This is a genomic window from Haladaptatus halobius (assembly GCF_020618475.1).
In the GTDB taxonomy this organism is placed as follows: Archaea; Halobacteriota; Halobacteria; order Halobacteriales; family Haladaptataceae; genus Haladaptatus; species Haladaptatus halobius.
Genome location: NZ_CP085339.1, coordinates 306,111 through 320,167, shown reverse-complemented (window position 1 = coordinate 320,167; position 14,057 = coordinate 306,111). Strand labels below are relative to the sequence as shown.

Below are 14,057 nucleotides of genomic sequence, written 5' to 3'. Positions count from 1 at the left end.
AATTCTGGGTCTACTACTGAGACCTGATCTGTCCTCATTCTCCGTTCTCAACGATACATACGAAGAGTATTCGTTCCGCCGTGCGTAATAGTGTCATGGATTCTGCCGTCAAAGACATCGAATTTCTGGCGCGGTCTGAACACCGCATTGCAGCGCTTGAGGCATTGACCGATGGTCGCCGTGATCGGCAGGACCTATGTGCTGTGACGGGAGCATCGAGCCCTACAATCGGACGCCTTGTTAGTGATTTTGAGAACCGCTGCTGGATCGTCCGTGACGGTCCCTATTACGAACTCACCCCGCTGGGAGCGTTCGTCATCGACCGATTTCTCAGATTGCGCGATGGGATGGTAATCGGCCAGAAGCTCCGTGAGGTCTGGCAGTGGCTTCCGCGGGAGATGGAGGGGTTCTCGGTCGAATTCTTCGCAGATGCGACCGTCTCGTACCCGGGGCCCAGTTATCCGTATCAACCCATCGAACGTGTCAACCAACTGATCAAATCGACAGATTCGATACGGGGACTGGGCACAACCATGTACAAATCGGGGAACCTCGAAGCGTTCTGTCAGCGGATTATCGAGGGAATGGAGGTAGAATACATATACTCGCTTCCTGTTCTCCAGGCAATCGTCGCGTGGAATCCGGAACTCACCGCTCAGGTACTTGCGTGTGAGAACTGTACGATCCTTCTTCACGATAACTTGCCGGACGGCAATCGATGCGGTCTCAGCATTATGGATGACTGTATCGGGATCTGTGGCCATAATTCCGAAACCTCTCAACTCAAGGCCGTAATCGACACGGAGTCACCAGAGGCACGTGACTGGGCGGAGGACGTCTATGAGAAGTACCGGTGCGAAGCACGACCGTTCGATGAAGATGAGTTGCTCGTTGCTAACTCGTCTGTGCGCGATGATCGATTAGCTGTCGAACCATCATAATTAAGCGGAGAACGCGGGAGGTTAGACTACATGTTCGGCACGGCTGGATATGCGCCCTGTAATCAGCACGACCGTTGAGACTTGTCACCGAGTGAGTCTTAACAAGGCCGGGATTTTTGCTTCTATGGGATGCTGGTGTACAACAAAACGATCTTCTGAACTTGTAGTCATTAGAGAAACGAATTCAGGCTCATCTCATCGTGATCTGCAAGGAATTTCTCTCGCCACCTAAGCGGCGACAGTACCCTCGCTGCTGCCCGTACCATCAACTCCCGATAAAATCTGGTATCAAACTCGGTTAACTCCTCACTTGCCAACTTCACCCACTCACGCGAGTGCTTTGCATCGTCAACTACTACATACGACACAGGTACTCATACTACCTAACCACGCAAAGACGCGCAAAACAACATACACACGAAGAACGGCGCGCTCGCGCCGTTCCGGACGACTTCGAGTCGTCCATCATTGTTATGAGGCCCGCGTAGAGATCGTGCGAGGGAGATCCAGGATACGGGATTCTTCGGGCATCAGTCGCTTCCATCTCCGTCGGAATGTTCGTCCGTGTTCTTGGTTCGGTCGAGGAGTTCGACGGTGCCGCGGGTACCGTCGATGAGAATGCGTTCGCCCTGCTGGATCTCAGTGGTGGCGTTTGCGACGGAGACGACGGCGGGGATACCGTATTCGCGGGCAACGAGGGCGCCGTGGGTCATCTGGCCGCCGACCTCCATGACGAGGCCAACAGCGTTCTGGAATAGGGGCGTCCAGCCGACGTCCGTGGAGGGGGCAATGAGGATGTCACCCTTGTCGATGGATTCGGTGGCCGGGTCGTGGACGATGCGGGCGGGGCCCTCGACGATGCCCGACGAGACAGGTGTACCGGTGAGAGCATGCCCAGAGACCTCGGGGGTGGCGCCCTGCGGGATTTCCCCCTCGCTCGTGATGAGTGCCGGCGCGGTCATATTGCTGGATCGCCGGTGAGTACGGCGGCGCTTCGCGATGGTGACCTCCTCGATGAGGTCGTTGTTCCGCAGCGCACCACGCAATTCGTCCGCCCGGAGATACCAGACGTCGGCAGTGTCATCGAGGCGGTCGTCGGCAGCAAGTGTCGACCCAGCCTCGGTGAGGATGTTGTGGATCGCGGCGAAGACGAAGGAGACGCCGTGTTTGTGGTGTTCGCGGAGCTGAATACCTCCGCGGTAGACCTCGATGAGACGTCGCACGATTGGACGTTTGATCGGGCCGAGACTTCCCTGGCTAGCACGTGCTTCGAGGGTATGGGCGGCGTCCTCGGCGTCCTGCTTCAGCACCTTGAGATGGGCACAGTGGTCGCCGACGTCGCCCTGGACGAGCGAGGTGCGGATCGTTCGGAGGAGCGTCTCGGGATTGTCCTTCCAGCGGGGCCGGCTGAGGTCGATCTCACTGCCGGCGCGACTTCCGAAGTCAATGAGGAACTCGTCAAACGCGTCGACGAAGTCCACGCCACCATCGACCTCCTCGATCTCATCGAGTGGGGCGCCGTTCTCGAGCGCGGTCTTCACTTCCGAGTGGGTGTGGGCGAGGTCAGTGAGGTCGCCGAGTTCTTGGTTGATCGCGGTCGCGATCTCGTGGTCGAACCCCTTCCCCAGCGCCTCTAGTTCATCCTCGGTGTCCGGATAGAGTCGTTCGAGGATGCGGCCGGCGATAATGCCTGAGAGGAGCCGGGGGAAGGACTCGCTGGCCACGAGATCGAATAACGGGCCGATCGTGAGCTCGTTGAACACGGCGTCCACGCGGCCTGCCGTCGACGCCGGCGCGCTGAGTTGGCTGGCGACCGCTTTGCCACGACGCTCGACGGTTCTCGTGACCGAGGCTGGGTCTTTGGGACCGCGAACGAACGTGGCGAGTATCGGGCCGAGGAAGCTAGCCGCGACGGAGGCCGCTATCCTGCGCTGGTGCCATATTTTGGCCACCACCGCCCTGAGACTTGTCCATGATCTGGTCTGGGGAACCGCTTGCGCGCGGCGGTTCAAGAGGTCCTCGAGCGCGTTCGCGCCGGGTTCGCTCATGGACCGCAGCACCTCGAGGAACCGGGGTCGGAGAAGGCGGTTCCGCAGGAGTGGCGTGAGGTCGATGAAGACGCGGTGGCCCGCTTCCATGAAAATGTCTCGAGCGGGTTTCCGCTGGATGCTTCGGACGCTGGCGTTCCCGAAGGTCTTCCAGAAATCCAGAACGAGCGGTGGCAGGGCTTCTGGCATCGCCTGCTGGTGGCCCATGCTGAAGTAGACGTGAAGCGCGTCGTCGGTGGGGGCGGGTTCGGGAAGCGGATACAGCGACGTGATGGGACGGGACTGTAGGATGACGAACTTATCGTCGACGAGAGCCCATTCGACGTCTTGGGGCGACCCGAGAAGGGTCTCGACATCGTCGCTGAGGTCGACGAGGTCGCGGACGGCGTTATCTGAAAGTGCACGCGAGGTGCGGGCGTCCTCGGAAACCTCCATGGGTGCCGTGCCGTCCCCGGCGTTGGATTGAATGGCGTGGTCCTTCTCCCCGATGTCGTACTCGAGGATTTCGTCGGTGCGGCGGTTGACACGGACGTTGTCCGGAGAGACCTCGCCGGCGACGACGGTGTCGCCGAGACCGTAGTTCGCATCGATGGAAGCGACGTGGCGGTTGCCGGAGACGGGATCGGCGGTGAAGAGAACCCCCGCAACATCGGCGCCGACCATTTCTTGCGTGACGACGGCCATCGCGACATCCTCGTGGGGGATGTCGTTCTGGAGGCGGTAGGCGACGGCTCGATCGGTGAAGAGGCTCGCCAGGCAGTCGCGGACACGGTCGAGGACGACGTCGTGGGTCGAGATGCCGAGGAATGACTCGTGCTGGCCAGCGAAGGAAGCGGTCGGCAAGTCCTCGGCGGTCGCACTCGAACGCACCGCGACCGCGTCTGCGGCGAGGTTGTCGAGAGTGCCCTCGATTTTGTCAGTGATGCCATCGGGAAGTGGGTGTTCTTGAATGGTCGACCGGATGACCGCACTACGCTCGGCGATAGCGTCGGTGTCCGTCGGGTCGAGTGAATCGAGTGCATCGATCGACGCTCCGAGGTGGAGTGTCTCGACCAGTTCTTCGAACACGGCAGTGGTGACGCAGAACCCTGGCGGGACTGGGAGACCGGCAGATCGCATCCGGGCAAGGTTAGCGCCCTTCCCTCCAGTGAGCGCGAGGTGGGTCGCGTCCGAGTCGACGAGGGAGACGATAATCGGACGGGAATAATCTACGGAGTTGGCCTGATCAGTCATCGGTCGTCACCTCGGGAGCAGTACTGAAGTATATAGAGCGACGTCATAATGATGCCAAAAACCGGCAAGAAGATTGAATAACTGCCTAGCATTACTGGCAGTTTATGTACCCTCGGATAATACCAGTTGCGGGGAATACAACCGATCGAGTCTCAAGCGGAGGGCAGGGATGCGCGCGGTGACGTTGCTGGTGTCGTTGCCGGGGGACTATCCGACGGCAGAGTTATTCGAGGGCGACGCCGTCTTGGAGCGGGAACGCATCTACAACCTCAACGTCTTGGAGGACGGGTCGATCGTTCTCCTGGGTCGTGTGTCCGGCGACCTCAAGCACGCCCGTGAGTTCATCGAGCAGCGGATGGATGTCCTCGGATTCAGCATCTCGAATCGCGACGAAGACGGCGGACTGGTCTTCATCCACGCGCGCCCACCTGCGAAGATTGCGCGGTTCATCGAACTCCCCCGCAAGCATGAGGTGTTCTTCGACTTCCCGATCGAGGCCACGTCGGACGGCCGTCTCAAGATTGTCATGATCGGCGAGACGAACGACGACCTCCAGCAGGCGCTGGCGGACATCCCGCTTGGCATCGGCGTGGAGATCGAACGAATCGGGCCGTACACGGAGGACACGAACGATATCCGTGCGCTGTTGACCGATCGCCAGCGTGAGATCCTCGACGTCGCACTCGATCTCGGCTACTATGAGATTCCGCGCCGGACAACCCATCGTGACATCGCCGCGGAACTTGATGTTACAGCCGGCACGGTAAGTGAGCACCTTCAGAAGATCGAGGCTCGAATCATCGGTAGCGCCAACGCCAATCTCTCATCACTGGCCGGGACAGATACTCGCTAAGGAGGGGTCGATTCGCGAAGAAATTCATTACGGATATCGTCTCAAAAAGAATCTACTACCTTACGACGGAACTCCATAAGGAAGGCGTCCACCTTACTCAAACCACGAATTTTCTATGCACTGATTGATGAAAGAATATCATGAAACGTCGAATCCGACGATTTCGGCTGATCCACAGATTGGACGTCTATGATTGGGGTTTCTAACGTGGTTCCGCAATGCCGGCACTCGTAGACAAGGTCGTCCTCGTCAGTCAACCATCGCCGCACTGTAGTAGAGAGCGACATACTATAATGATTATTGATTAATATAATAAAGGTTTTGGTCCGGAGTGAATAGATAAACAACATGAAATTATTTGAATCACCTGATTCTGTCTAAACCATCAATTTATCAACTACTCATACGACTGTTGTAACCGGTTTCATCGTCACTCACACATTGCAGGTAAACACGACTACCGAGGTACCCTTAGGCAAGCCAGGGTCGGTTCCGGATATTCTAATACAGGAAATGTCGATGGAAATCGGTGTGAGTACTGGTCGTGCTGGCCATCACGATGAAGCAAGAGTCGATGTTCTGCTACCGTCAGTTTGGAGCGAATCGATGCATCTCTATCCAGAACTTTCTCTACGGGACGAGTCTCAAAAAGTCCGGTAGTACCGGTCGTCAGTAGCCCAATCAACCTATTTCTGATAGGATTTTCCGAAAACTCAGTTCCCACCAACGTTCACTGGGAGAAAGGCAAGGAAAGCCGACCGCAGGGCTCTCACAACCAGCCAATTGCGTCAGCGTCGCATGATGGCGTCGGGAATTCGCCTTGGCCAGTTGTGAGAGCGCAGTTAGATCATTGAACGGTGGAATAAAACGCGTTCCGGTAACACAAATGCTGATTGTAGTAACCCACATACCCAAACCGTCGGTACCAGTCAGCATGCTCCGTCAGTTGCTCGATTTTGTAGTCAGTAATCGGTGATCCGGAGCTTCTCCTCAACCTCGTAGAGATGGCCTTTCATATAGAGCCGTTCGATAATATCCTCGGCAGCGGATTCTCCAAGATCTTCTTCCTCCTTGAGAATCGCATACGCTTGCTTGTACGTGAACTCTCTCTCCTCCGGAAGTCCCTTTGCAAGTGTGTCAAGCGCTTCTTGCGCAAGTGGTGTGAGTGGCGACTTCCCATTTGGAACCATTAGTACTCCAAAATTCATCTTCTCAATTAGTAAACCCTCGGGTGACGTTTCTTCGTGCCATTATGTGATTCGTTACGACAAGGGGAATGAGCACACGGCGTGGGAGGATGGGTTGGGAGAAGTACGGGAGCCCACGCCGCCTGCTGGGTACGCTGACTGCATTCCTTGCTTGGAACGTGATGAATAAAGTCATGAGCCGACCAGAGCGGAAGTGAAACTAACCATAGACAGATGTACCCAAGAGAATCCGCCTCTCTAAATAGCCTATCGGCAATTCAACGGTATTGTCCTGGCAACGATCACGCGATTGGCGAGGCGAACAGCCAGTGGTTAGTATACTATACTAACCACTAGTGCCAAACAAAATCAAACGCTCTGGCGATGGCCTCGCCCTCTAAGTGACAAAGTCCGCACGGCAGCTAAACTCGCTGAAGAAACCGGATGCACGTGTTTCGATCATCCAATGGGCTCGTAACAGAACGCAGAGGACTTATTTGTTGACCACCTAGCAACAAATAGGAAAATGAGCGCGGTTGAAGATCTCTCAGCGGACGAAAAACGAGCATACGAACTTATCAGCTCTCGCGATGGGCTCCTCCAAAGCGAGCTATGGAAGGCGTTGGATGTAACGAGTCGCAAAGGCAGCCGTCTTGCGACATCCTTAGAGGAAAAAGACCTCCTCAGGCGAGAGCAGACGACAAGTAATGGACATCGGACCTACCTGCTAGATACGACAAATGGGGATACCCCTACCCAGAAAGGGAGCAACCACACAAGGGGCGTCTCCCAGGACAAAACGGATGATACACATAATGATCTCGAAACGCGTGCAGTAGCACTCATTAACGATCGAGAGGGCATCTACCAGAGTGAGCTGTGGAAGGAACTTAATGTGAGTAGCCGGACGGGCAGCCGTCTCGCAACCAGCCTAGAGGAAGAGGGAATAATTCAACGAGAAGAAGCGACCTACAACGGACAGCAAACGTATCTCCTTCTCCCGGCAAAAAAGGATCTTGACTTCTCGCTCCTAATGGCGGGCGACATGCTCTCTCCACTAATCGATACTGAAGAAGAGACTGACCCAATCGACTCTGACGCGTTTACGCAGTGGATCTTGCAGCTCGCACAGAAAGAGCGCTAACTGCTCCTCCCTTTGTAAATTCACCGACTCAAGAGAAACTTGACGAGAAGAGCGTGAATCGATCAGTAGACACCTGTTGGCGTTCATTTGATCATCAGTTGCGGCTCACCATCGATCGACAGCCGGGCGTCAGACGGCCACCGGTTCTTTAAGTAAACTTGGTACAAACTGCCGTTCGCTGGTAAAGCGAGTGTGAACACAGATGTGGTCGAATGAATCGCGATCGCTGCCTGGCTGGATCGAAGATGCCTATCAAATTCTGGTCTCTCAAACCGCTGATCGTCATGAGGAGTTCTCCCACGAGCGAGCACACGACCTCTTGCTCGCACATGGTGAATTTCCGGACGAACCAGCCGACGCGAAATACGCGATTGAGCATCTCCTCAATCATGGCTGGCTCTACGAGGTCGAAAACGAGCTTCGCATCACCGATCCGGGACACTGATTGACCAGAATCGGTTTCGCGCTCACTGTCAAACGAATGGGCGAGAGAGCACTCTTCAGATAGAGAGGGACCAGTATCGGTGAGAGGCCAGTCGCTCAGTGCTGTGTAGATGGGATTTTCTGAATAAGATGAAGCGCAATTATCTGAGGGAGGTCAACCAAAACTGTTCGTGGAGACCACCGACAATCAGTAAACGCTCATCAGCGAACAGCAAACACGCATTGTCTGTACGAAGAGTAAACCACTACTCTGGCGTTCCCAATAGCTGGTGTTAGATACGTTGCACTGATGCCGTTTTTATTGCCATCATCGCGATCACGACCGCCACGTATCCACATCAATCTGTATTGGACGTCAAGCTGGCACCCAACTACATTGAAACGGGATTACGAGACATCGAATTTCACGATTTCAGTCGACTCACAGGCAGGGCACTGCTGTTCGGTGGCCATGAGTGTCGTCCCGCACTGTCTACACTCATGAACGATGTTCTCATTGTCAGCTAACCCCCGCTGCACCGTGGCGGAGAGTGACATGACATTCGTCCTTTCGCACCCAACGTAATAAGAATTGGCCTCTTTATCCGACCCCCTATTAAATGAACGTCTTCGTCGATCGTCGCCTGAACCTAAATACTGTCCAATTAGAAGGGGACGGATCGGTGCAGTGCTAATCGCTCAGTACTGTGGGTGTGGGAGTTGGTTCGCTTCAACGAGCGTCGCGACGCGATGGAGGAGTTGTTCGAGCTGCGATCGCTCTCCCTCCCACCACACGGTCGAGTGATGATACTCTGCGAGAACCGCCTGGATTGCCTCGAGTTGAGCGATAGAGAACTGCGTGCTGCCAGCGTCGAGTGTTTCGAACGCGTGGAAGACTTCAAGTGGTGGCGGATTTACGACGGTCGTGTCGTCTGCAGTCGTTTCTCGGTCAATTCGATGGAGGAGCACGTGGTGGAGTGTCCAGTGTTCGTCTGGTGGAAGTGCCAGTGTGATCGATCGGGGTGACCGTGAATCGGCGGACATAGCAGGTCTGTCGTGGAGCTATGCGTAGGTGGTACCCACTTATAAGTCTTTGTGCAATGCTAACATAGATCTTCAGTTGAACAATAGAGACGTGACTTCGACACTCGCTGAAACTTATTAGAGCATCGTAGAACTTACTTAACGAAACCGATAATGATTGAAATGCAACTAGACATGATTGTACCGATTATTGAACTCATGAGAATGCATTGATTTTCTCTCGATAAACAACAGGAGAACCCCGTCAATTATGATGGACAGGTCCATCGCTAAGAGCGTTTCTTGGGGGTAGATTCCCAGGTACTGTTGGCAAAACGGGTATCAAAAACCTGCGTTGCTCGATGTGTGATGGCCTGACGTGGACGAGAAGGTTCCGCACGAATCTCGTCGATACTAATTGCCTGTATCGCATACATATCAAGGGCATAGGAGACAAAGGCATTTTTCGCCTCGTCGATGGATGTAAACTCAGTTAGATTTCGACTGTTAAAGGTTCGGTCGCGTCACGCATAGCGTTTTCCACAACGGTTTCGAAATCGACTCGGCTTATCTTGTTGGAGGGAACTTTAAGTTCGGTCATTGGACGTACCCTTCGTAGTCTGACATACAGTGAATAGATTAAAAAATTAGCGATGAATGAGAGTCGCGCACAAGATTCTCAGTATTAGCTCTCTAATACAAAAACTGTGCTCGATACAAATATATTTAAGCCTTCTCTTCGCGGTTTGAAGTGAAGGAATGAAGCGGTTCAGCTGATTACACTGGTCGTCTAAAGGTGATTACGACAGTGTAACCAGTCTACTGTTACCGGTTGAGAATCGGATCTTCCAGCGCGACGACCTCGGCCATGATCGCGTCGATGTTCCCCTCGTCAACTCCATTCATTCGAAGCGCGGTTTCGAGGTGTGCACCGACGGCCTCGAAATCCGCTTCATCGATATCGAGGTGGATGTGTGCTTCGCGCATATCCGCACCTGAATATTCGACTGGCCCTCCAGTAACCGCACTGATGAACTGGATTTGGTGTGCACGTAACTCGTCCATATCCATCCCTTCAAAATATGGGATCAGCTGGTCGTCCGATAGCACCCGGTCGTAGAAGTCCCTGACGACCGCTTCGACTGCGTCACGTCCGCCGATTTCCCGATAGACTGATTGAGACATTGTGACGAATGAAAATTGGCGGGGAATCAGGATACGGGCTGTCGCTAATATACTTGGGTTTATTTAACCCCATGTCGCACAGGGACAATGGACTAAGATAACACCATGTCGGTTAGAGCCACCCGGATCAATTACAATTTCGATTGACAAACAGCACGATTAGTCTGTGAGAATCTGATCTAATAGCTTCGTTTGGGCAACAGAGAGATGTTCGACGAACGTGGCAACTGAAATCCCCATTTCGTCAGCTACTTCTTTGGAGTTCGATTCCTTTGGTGAGTCGAAATATCCCATCTCGTGTGCTGTTTCGAGTGCTTCGTATTGTCGGTCGGTAAATTCAGTGCGGTCGACAAAGAGAAGTGACCGCCCGTTATCGGTAGCACTCGATCGCGTAAGCTGACGAATCGTAACGTTCTCACAGCTTTCTCCGAGGTCGGCAACGACCGATCGAAGCGTCTCAAGATCCGGTGTGATAAATGACAGGATGAGCTGACCAGAGTTCGCACGGAGGTCACGAACGGGACACCCATGGTTTGGCACGCGCATACACGGACACTTATCGTTGTCATGCGTGTATCGATATACTGACTTCGTATCGTCACTGAAAACTTCGTCTACCATGTATAGTTCTCCTTCAGTGTTCTCAGAGTGGTCAATCGTTAGCTCACCGACAACTTCTGATCTCTTCGGAGTGGAATGTTGATTGACAGTCAAGGACTCGATTTCGAAATTCTCACTGATCGAAGAAACGGGGCAGCTATCTGCACCGCTTAGCCCAATCTGCACGTGGATCCCAGAAGCCATACCTGGATAACATCACTGGCGAAGTATAAGTGGGATTCTTTTGCTAAGAGATACGAACGACGTGATGGTTGCCCGACTCGGGTACCGAGAAGTCGCGATACACTACAGCTGTACGGACAAGAACGATGGTTATCGCGTCATGGAAGAAATGGCCGAGCGTGTGCCCGACGTGTGCTACAAGACGTCACGAACGCTGTCCGTGGACGATGCAATGGGCGTCGGCGGGTATCACATCGAAATCACGTTCGGCCATCCCGACCTCGCAGTGTGGATGCGAGTCCACGAAGTCAACGGGGAACTCACAAATGGAGGACACTGATTATAGCGTTGTAATCATGGGGTTCAGAGAACCCCTTCTCGAACAAGTCACTACACAAGAGTCACACCGCACTGCCAGTGAAACAGGGAGGTAGTAATTGGTTGGATACGGTGGGGGACGTCTATTTCCGCGAAATAGAGGGGATCGCGTTCGCGATCCCTCTCTATTACAATGGTGTAATCTATTTCTCCAGTGACGGCAGGCAATATCGTATTGTCGAGGACGAAATCCATGACTCTACGGAGTCTTTCAAATCGGTTTTTCAAAATCAGCGATTAAACAAAATAAACAGCTACACGACAGTGAGTGAACGGATACCTGCTGGAACGCTCCCACCTCTTGTCCATCCTTCATTTGTTCGACGAAGGATGTGACCTCCCCGAGTTCCCGCGATTACTGTACCGTCATCAAGGGCCGTCCAGGCGAGAATGAATTCTTGCGGTTTACCAGGGTACGAGACAGATTCAAAGGTGTCTCCGTCATCTGTCGATTCGAACAGCGCCGCATCTGGCCCCCGCTCGCCACCCCATGAAGGAGGCGACGAACGGGCCGCTGCTGCATACAACCGACCCCCAACAGAGAATGCCTCTCGGAAGTAGGTATGCTCAAAATCGACGTCAAGGCGCGTCCATGATCGACCGGCATTACGCGTGCGGTAAAGACCGCCACCACATGATGCAATGTATTCCTCACTCCCTTGTACGAGCACATGATGGACATCGTCGTGCACCCCATCGCGGCGCTCTGTCCACGTTTCTCCCTCATCGTCGCTGACATGGACGCCACCAACCTCGATGCCTGCGACGACTCGTTGAGGAGTATCAGGGTGGGCGCCAAGACTACGAACGTGTGCTTCGTTGCGGTGGCGAGGAAGTCGCCACTCTTGACGAGACGGCAACTCCTGCAAGCCCTCCAGTTCGCGCCACGACTCTCCATCGTTAGTAGAGACGTACAGGTGAGCAGGATGTGTCCCGGCATATAGTCGTTCTCCAGTAGAATTCTGGAGAACGGAGTAGACCTCACGCCGTGGGACATCAAGGTTTACCCATGTCTCACCAGCGTCCATCGATCGGAACAGCCCCGAGCGCGTGGCTGCATAGACTGATTCATCAAACTGGTGAATTCGAAGGGCGTGCTCGCTCTCGAGGACATGGGTGGTGTTATCGAGTTCGTCTATTGGTGCTTGATAAACACCGTCGTTCGTGCCAATCAGGAGCATACATGGTCTTCGAGAGTTGGGAACTTAATCATTTCACCAATAAATAACGACAGCACAGAATAGACTACATCGAGACATGCCAACGTCTTCTGGTCAGGAATCGAACTCTCCAAGTTGCCTTTGCGATTGCTGTGCTCAACGCACTGAGGGAAGTCATTCTCGAGATGCAACCGCACGACCGCTACTTTGATCGGATTCTAAACACACGCGATCACCCACCGAATACAGGGATATAGATCCCGAGCATACGCGTTGATCGCCTCGTGGCACTCGATCCGTCCAAATTTCGCATTCGAAAAGCCCTGATAGCCGAAACACGACACCAAAATCCACTTGATCGCACTCGATTGCCCTTCCAACTCATCGCGACGATCCTCGTCCTCAGTTGCTCGAATTTCGGCTTTGATCGCATCGCGATCCTCAATCAACGGTTCGAGCACGTCCGGAAGATAGCCCCGCTCGTCACAAATCGAGTAGCCAATCCCCGGCACGTTCTCTCAACCTGCATGGCATTCACATCGAATCTTCTCTGGGCTCACGTTCCGCGTGACGATGATATTCGGATACAACGAGGAGAAGTCGAGTTCATGGACGTCCTCGTGCAACCCAACATCTGGTGCAAAGGTGAACCCACCTCGGTCGGCATCGTGGAGTTGGCGCATCGTTTTGAACTTCTCGTTGCGCCAGGAATGCTATGGAACAAGGACTTCCCGCTCACGAGCTTCCTGAATTCGAATTCCAGTCAGTATGTTCCCGATCGACGACCCACTAACTCCTGCAGTGGTTTGCCCGACTTCTCCACGAGATACAGACAGCCATCGAGATTCGTCTAGTTCCACATGAACGAGTTCGAGCCATCGATGATTAGCCGACCGGGCAAAGTGTAGCGTGCTGGTGAGTGCCCGACCTGGCCATAACTTTCGTAGGTCGATTCGCCCGCCAACTGCTGCCACCTAGGTCGTCGTCCAAGCTGGAACTCTACATCGAGCCGATCGGCCTGTTGAAAGAGGACGGGAATGAGATCACTGGTATTCAGGAACAGAACGTCCGGGTTTGTACGCTCGACACAATCCGACAGCGTTGCTAACACGTCCTCCCCACCCCCGGTCACCACCTCATCGTCAATCGTGAGATCGGTGACTGTCCTACTCGCGAGTTCAGTCTCCGACACAGCAACGTGCACCTGCGAGAGTTCGTGGTTCGGCAGTGGGTCGATTCCCTCTTCGAGACAATAGCGGAACTCCCGCGAAAAATCGACGTTGTAACACCGATACTCACCAGGAGAACCCCATCTGCTCACCATTCGAGCCACTAAGTTGACCGCCTTGAGGTCGACCACGTCTACCTGCAGCACTTGCTCAGGGTCGTGCCGAAAACTCACGCGTTCGTCGACCATAGCAATCTGAGCAACGGCAGGATGGTCACGGAGTTCAGCATGTGCCGTGGAAAACTCACCATCATCATTCACCGACACGTAGATTGTCGGTGTATACGATTCATCCACCTCGCAGTTTAGCCCCGTCTCAGTTAGTGACCAGGTGAGCACGTCGCCATCAACGTAGTCGATTTTGTACACCATCGCTTCATCCTATGTCGTTTAAATCAGCCTCTAATTGGTCAAATCGATACTGACGGGAGAGCAGAACTCATAGAGCATGGCTAGAAGGCAATTAGACAG

The 14,057-nt window shown here is 54.0% G+C and carries 12 protein-coding genes and 1 pseudogene; 5 read left to right on the top strand and 8 right to left on the bottom strand.

Features of this window, described 5'->3' with window-relative positions:
• Nucleotides 1-95: 95 nt before the first annotated feature.
• Nucleotides 96-941, top strand: coding sequence for a helix-turn-helix transcriptional regulator (locus LIW51_RS31955; RefSeq protein WP_227379528.1), 846 nt, complete (start codon nucleotides 96-98; stop codon nucleotides 939-941).
• A gap of 530 nt (nucleotides 942-1,471) precedes the next feature.
• Here the strand turns inward: LIW51_RS31955 and LIW51_RS31950 are convergent.
• Complete coding sequence (locus LIW51_RS31950) at nucleotides 1,472-4,222, bottom strand: PEP/pyruvate-binding domain-containing protein (RefSeq protein ID WP_227379527.1); 2,751 nt, start codon at nucleotides 4,220-4,222, stop codon at nucleotides 1,472-1,474.
• A gap of 169 nt (nucleotides 4,223-4,391) precedes the next feature.
• On the opposite strand from LIW51_RS31950, the gene LIW51_RS31945 reads away from it, so the two are divergent.
• The gene (locus LIW51_RS31945) at nucleotides 4,392-5,075 is read left to right on the top strand and encodes a helix-turn-helix domain-containing protein (RefSeq protein WP_227379526.1); all 684 of its coding nucleotides are present in this window, start codon (nucleotides 4,392-4,394) and stop codon (nucleotides 5,073-5,075) included.
• 962 nt (nucleotides 5,076-6,037) lie between these two features.
• Here the strand turns inward: LIW51_RS31945 and LIW51_RS31940 are convergent.
• Nucleotides 6,038-6,265 carry a hypothetical protein gene (locus tag LIW51_RS31940; protein WP_227379525.1) on the bottom strand — a complete coding sequence of 76 codons (228 nt, stop codon included), beginning with the start codon at nucleotides 6,263-6,265 and terminating at the stop codon, nucleotides 6,038-6,040.
• A 721-nt stretch (nucleotides 6,266-6,986) separates the two neighbouring features.
• On the opposite strand from LIW51_RS31940, the gene LIW51_RS31935 reads away from it, so the two are divergent.
• Together LIW51_RS31935 and LIW51_RS31930 are read left to right on the top strand one after the other, a co-directional pair.
• Nucleotides 6,987-7,406 (top strand): helix-turn-helix transcriptional regulator, encoded by a 420-nt coding sequence (locus tag LIW51_RS31935; protein ID WP_227380065.1) that lies wholly within the window; start codon nucleotides 6,987-6,989, stop codon nucleotides 7,404-7,406.
• A 202-nt stretch (nucleotides 7,407-7,608) separates the two neighbouring features.
• On the top strand, nucleotides 7,609-7,851 hold the full coding sequence (locus tag LIW51_RS31930) for a hypothetical protein (RefSeq protein ID WP_227379524.1): 243 nt from the start codon (nucleotides 7,609-7,611) through the stop codon (nucleotides 7,849-7,851).
• 677 nt (nucleotides 7,852-8,528) lie between these two features.
• Here LIW51_RS31930 and LIW51_RS31925 read toward each other — a convergent pair.
• The 3 genes from LIW51_RS31925 to LIW51_RS31915 all read right to left on the bottom strand — a co-directional run bounded on the left by LIW51_RS31925 (nucleotide 8,529) and on the right by LIW51_RS31915 (nucleotide 10,841).
• Entirely contained in the window at nucleotides 8,529-8,873 is a 345-nt protein-coding gene (locus tag LIW51_RS31925) for a DUF7853 family protein (protein WP_227379523.1), read from the bottom strand.
• Nucleotides 8,874-9,677: 804 nt separating this feature from the next.
• Nucleotides 9,678-10,037, bottom strand: a complete 360-nt coding sequence (locus LIW51_RS31920) for a group I truncated hemoglobin (RefSeq protein WP_227379522.1) — start codon at nucleotides 10,035-10,037, stop codon at nucleotides 9,678-9,680.
• 159 nt (nucleotides 10,038-10,196) lie between these two features.
• The gene (locus LIW51_RS31915) at nucleotides 10,197-10,841 is read right to left on the bottom strand and encodes a helix-turn-helix domain-containing protein (protein ID WP_438267465.1); all 645 of its coding nucleotides are present in this window, start codon (nucleotides 10,839-10,841) and stop codon (nucleotides 10,197-10,199) included.
• 64 nt (nucleotides 10,842-10,905) lie between these two features.
• Between LIW51_RS31915 and LIW51_RS31910 the strand changes: the two genes are divergently transcribed.
• The gene (locus LIW51_RS31910) at nucleotides 10,906-11,160 is read left to right on the top strand and encodes a hypothetical protein (RefSeq protein WP_227379520.1); all 255 of its coding nucleotides are present in this window, start codon (nucleotides 10,906-10,908) and stop codon (nucleotides 11,158-11,160) included.
• A gap of 292 nt (nucleotides 11,161-11,452) precedes the next feature.
• On the opposite strand, the gene LIW51_RS31905 is transcribed toward LIW51_RS31910, so the two are convergent.
• From LIW51_RS31905 to LIW51_RS31895, 3 genes and pseudogenes are all read right to left on the bottom strand, one after another.
• The gene (locus tag LIW51_RS31905) at nucleotides 11,453-12,379 is read right to left on the bottom strand and encodes a WD40/YVTN/BNR-like repeat-containing protein (protein ID WP_227379519.1); all 927 of its coding nucleotides are present in this window, start codon (nucleotides 12,377-12,379) and stop codon (nucleotides 11,453-11,455) included.
• Between the two features lie 197 nt (nucleotides 12,380-12,576).
• Nucleotides 12,577-13,041, bottom strand: a pseudogene (locus tag LIW51_RS31900) (DNA polymerase domain-containing protein).
• 167 nt (nucleotides 13,042-13,208) lie between these two features.
• Nucleotides 13,209-13,958 (bottom strand): hypothetical protein, encoded by a 750-nt coding sequence (locus LIW51_RS31895; RefSeq protein ID WP_227379518.1) that lies wholly within the window; start codon nucleotides 13,956-13,958, stop codon nucleotides 13,209-13,211.
• Nucleotides 13,959-14,057 lie beyond the last annotated feature (99 nt).